Origin of the sequence: Streptomyces sp. LBL, from assembly GCF_029893585.1 — a bacterium.
GTDB lineage: Bacteria > Actinomycetota > Actinomycetes > Streptomycetales > Streptomycetaceae > Streptomyces.
Genome location: NZ_JARXYX010000075.1, coordinates 1 through 4,358 on the forward strand (window position 1 = coordinate 1; position 4,358 = coordinate 4,358).

The window sequence follows — 4,358 nt, forward strand, 5'->3', positions numbered from 1 at the left end:
GTCCACGACATCGGCAAGAACCTCGTCGACATCATCTTGTCCAACAACGGCTACAACGTCGTCAACCTCGGCATCAAGCAGCCGGTCTCCGCGATCCTGGAGGCCGCCACCGAGCACCGCGCCGACGTCATCGGCATGTCCGGGCTGCTGGTCAAATCCACGGTGATCATGAAGGAGAACCTTCAGGAGCTCAACCAGCGCGGCCTGGCGGCCGACTACCCGGTCATCCTGGGCGGCGCCGCCCTGACACGGGCGTACGTCGAACAGGACCTGCACGAGATCTACCAGGGCGAAGTCCGCTACGCCCGTGACGCGTTCGAGGGTCTGCGTCTGATGGACGCCCTGATCGGTGTCAAGCGGGGTGTGCCGGGCGCGGTGCTGCCGGAACTCAAGCAGCGCCGGGTCCGGGCGAGCGCCGCCGTCGAGGTGGAGGAGCGTCCGCAGGAGGGTGCCGTCCGTTCTGACGTCGCCATCGACACCCCGGTCCCCAGCCCGCCGTTCTGGGGCACTCGCGTCATCAAGGGCATCCAGCTCAAGGAGTACGCGAGCTGGCTCGACGAGGGCGCCCTGTTCAAGGGCCAGTGGGGCCTCAAGCAGGCCCGCACCGGCGAGGGACCGTCGTACGAGGAACTCGTCGAGACCGAGGGGCGGCCCCGGCTGCGCGGTCTGCTCGACAAGCTGCAGACGGAGAACCTGCTGGAGGCGGCCGTCGTCTACGGCTACTTCCCCTGCGTGTCCAAGGACGACGACCTGATCCTCCTGGACGAGGAGGGCAACGAGCGCACCCGCTTCACCTTCCCGCGCCAGCGCCGTGGCCGTCGGCTGTGTCTGGCGGACTTCTTCCGCCCGGAGGAGTCGGGGGAGACGGACGTGGTCGGCCTCCAGGTCGTCACCGTCGGCTCCCGGATCGGCGAGGAGACCGCGAAGCTCTTCGAGTCCAACGCCTACCGCGACTACCTCGAACTGCACGGCCTGTCCGTCCAGTTGGCCGAGGCTCTCGCCGAGTACTGGCACGCGCGGGTCCGCTCCGAGTTGGGCTTCGCCGGCGACGACCCGAGCCAGATGGAGGACATGTTCGCCCTGAAGTACCGGGGCGCCCGCTTCTCCCTCGGCTACGGCGCCTGCCCCAACCTGGAGGACCGCGCCAAGATCGCCGACCTGCTCCAGCCGGAGCGCATCGGCGTCCAGCTGTCCGAGGAGTTCCAGCTGCACCCGGAGCAGTCCACGGACGCGATCGTGATCCACCACCCGGAGGCGAAGTACTTCAACGCTCGGTGAGGTGTGTCACGGCGGCGACGCGTGTCCCGGACGGCACGCTGATCGGATAAGTCGTAGACTGGTCGGTCCACTGCAGGCCGGTTCCCCCTTGGGAGCCGGCCTGGTCGTCCCTCAAGGAGGTACGTGGATGACCAGCACGGTTCCCGCACCAGTAACCCGTACGGCCGAAGGCTCCGCCCTGCAGGCGGTGCTCCTCGACATGGACGGCACCCTGGTGGACACCGAGGGCTTCTGGTGGGACGTCGAGGCCGAGGTCTTCGCCCACCTCGGACACACGCTCGACGACTCCTGGCGCCATGTCGTGGTCGGCGGTCCCATGACCCGCAGCGCGGGCTTCCTGATCGAGGCCACCGGCGCCGACATCACCCTCGCCGAACTCACGGTGCTGCTCAACCAGGGCTTCGAGAAGCGCATCGACCGCTCGCTGCCGCTGATGCCCGGAGCCGCCCGGCTGCTGGCCGAGCTGGCCGCGCACGAGATCCCCACGGCGCTGGTCTCCGCCTCGCACCGGAGCATCATCGACCGGGTGCTCAGCTCACTCGGCCCCCAGCACTTCGCGCTGACCGTCGCCGGCGACGAGGTGGGGCGCACCAAGCCGCACCCCGACCCCTATCTGTTCGCCGCCGCCGGACTCGGCGCGGAACCGGCCCGGTGCGCGGTCGTCGAGGACACCGCGACCGGCGTCGCCGCGGCCGAGGCGGCCGGCTGCCATGTCGTGGTCGTGCCCTCTGTCGCACCCATCACCCCGGCCGACCGGCGCACCGTCGTGACCTCGCTCGAAGAGGTGGACCTGGCATTTCTGCGCGGCCTGATGACGCTCTGACAAGGTCTTGATGACGGAAGTGTTTCCGGTGTTCACCCAGCGTGCGGTGCCGGTAGGGTGGAAATCCACAGGGCGTGTCCGAATGAATTCGAACCGCGCTGGACGACCGAATTCCGGAGGCCTCTCCACACCACCGGGTATGTGACCTTCCCCACGCGATCAGGGCTCGACAGGGTGGTGCGAGTGTGCTGCCCGCCTGCATTCCAGGAGCGTGGAGGTGCCCTTGTGTCCCGATTGGGGAGAGCCTGCACGAATCCTTCCCCCCTCGGGTTTTCGGTCCGTCCATGCCTGGTTTCGCTGCGTGATGGCCCCTCAACTATGGTCGTCGCGAACCGTCGTGCCGACGCGGACTAATCTCCTAGCGAGAACATCACCCCTACCCCGTGATCCGCATCGACACCCCCCGTATGCCGGGTACACGGACTCGACAGCTCTGGAGAACTTCGAGCATGAACCGCAAGACTTTGGTGCTGCCGGCCGTGATCGGCTTGCTCGCTCCGGTGCTCGCAGCCTGCGGCGGGTCCGACAGCGGAAGCGACGGCGGCGACGCGATCGTCGTCGGCACCACGGACCGGTTCACCGCCACGAAGGACGCCCCGGCGCCGCTGGACCCCGCCTTCGCCTACGACGTCGGCAGCTGGAACATCCTGCGCCAGACCGTGCAGACCCTGATGACCATGCCGAAGGGCGACGGGGACCCGGTGCCGGAGGCCGCCGAGAAGTGCGGCTTCACCGACAGCGGCAACGAGCGCTACGCCTGCACCCTGCGCGCCGGCCTGACGTTCGCGAGCGGCAAGGCCGTCACCGCGAAGGACGTGAAGTACTCCATCGACCGGGCGATGGCCATCAAGGCCGACAGTGGTGTCTTCGCCCTGCTGTCCACCGTCGACACCGTCGAGACCCAGGGCGACCGCGAGGTGATCTTCCACCTCAAGACCGCCGACGCCACCTTCCCGTTCAAGCTGTCGACCCCGGTCGCGGGCATCGTCAACCCCGACGACTACGCCAAGAGCAAGCTGCGCGACGGCTTCGCCGTGGACGGCTCCGGACCGTACACGCTGAAGGCCAACGTCAAGAACGACGTGATCGCCGATGTCGAGTTCACCAAGAACCCCAACTACAAGGGGACGCTGAAGGTGAACAACGAGAAGGTCGAGCTGCGCTCGTTCGAGGACGCGGACACCATGGGTACCGCGCTCGACAAGGGCGACATCGACGTCATGACCCGCACCATGTCGCCGGAGCAGATCACCAAGCTCGCCAACGCCTCGAGCGGCAACGTCGACCTCGTCGAACTGCCCGGCCTGGAGATCCGCTACCTCGGCTTCAACACCGTCGCGCCGTCCGTGAAGTCCAAGGCGGTCCGTGAGGCGATGGCCCAGATCATCGACCGCAGCGAACTCGTCGCCAAGGTCTACGGCTCGCAGGCCGAGCCGCTGTACTCGATGGTCCCGGCCAGCATCACCGGCCACTCCAACTCGTTCTTCAACACCTACGGCGACCCGAACACCGTCAAGGCCAAGGCCGCGCTGACCGGGGCCAACATCACCACCCCGGTGAAGCTGACCCTGCACTACACGACCGACCACTACGGTCCGGCCACCAAGCGGGAGTTCGAGGTGCTGCAGAAGCAGCTCAACGACACCGGCCTGTTCGACGTCAACATCAAGGGCACGCCCTGGGAGACCTTCCGCCCCGCCGAGCAGAAGGGCGACTACGACGTCTACGGCATGGGCTGGTTCCCCGACTTCCCGGACGCCGACAGCTACATCTCGCCGTTCCTCGACAAGGACAACACCATCGGCTCGCCCTACGCGAACAACAGGATCCGCAACACGCTGATCCCGGAGTCCCGCCGCGAGTCGGACCGGCTCGCCGCCGCCGACAGCGTGACGAACATTCAGGACATCGTCGCCGCCGACGTTCCCCTCCTGCCGCTGTGGCAGGGCAAGCAGTTCGTCGCCGCACGTGACGACGTCACGGGGACCGCGTACGTGGTCAACTCCTCCTCGTCGCTTCAGCTGTGGGAACTCGGTCGCGGCGTGCGCGGCTGACACAGAGCGTCCGCCTCTGAGAACTTCCGCCACTGGCGACTCGGCAAGAGCTGACGGACGGCTGTACGAACGTGGAGGGGGGGCCCCCCCGCGGGGGCGCCCCCCCCCGTGGGTGGTGCTGGTTTGCCCGGGAAGGGATGTTTGGGTGGGGGGGTCAGGCGGGTAAGCCCCGGACCCCCCAAGCCGCCCGGGGGGGCCCCCGG

The 4,358-nt window shown here is 67.8% G+C and carries 3 protein-coding genes; all 3 read left to right on the forward strand.

What is annotated here, in order from left to right; translation table 11 throughout:
* The coding region (locus tag M2271_RS42220; RefSeq protein WP_280892782.1) for a vitamin B12 dependent-methionine synthase activation domain-containing protein at positions 1-1,278 on the forward strand (1,278 nt) is incomplete at its 5' end.
* Between the two features lie 127 nt (positions 1,279-1,405).
* On the forward strand, positions 1,406-2,101 hold the full coding sequence (locus tag M2271_RS42225; RefSeq protein ID WP_280892783.1) for an HAD family phosphatase: 696 nt from the start codon (positions 1,406-1,408) through the stop codon (positions 2,099-2,101).
* A gap of 449 nt (positions 2,102-2,550) precedes the next feature.
* Entirely contained in the window at positions 2,551-4,155 is a 1,605-nt protein-coding gene (locus M2271_RS42230) for an ABC transporter substrate-binding protein (protein WP_280892784.1), read from the forward strand.
* Positions 4,156-4,358 lie beyond the last annotated feature (203 nt).

Bases quoted from the DNA above. Each gene is read 5' to 3' on its own strand.
- M2271_RS42230 (WP_280892784.1), top strand. From the start codon at position 2,551: ATGAACCGCAAGACTTTGGTGCTGCCGGCCGTGATCGGCTTGCTCGCT.
- M2271_RS42225 (WP_280892783.1), top strand. From the start codon at position 1,406: ATGACCAGCACGGTTCCCGCACCAGTAACCCGTACGGCCGAAGGCTCC.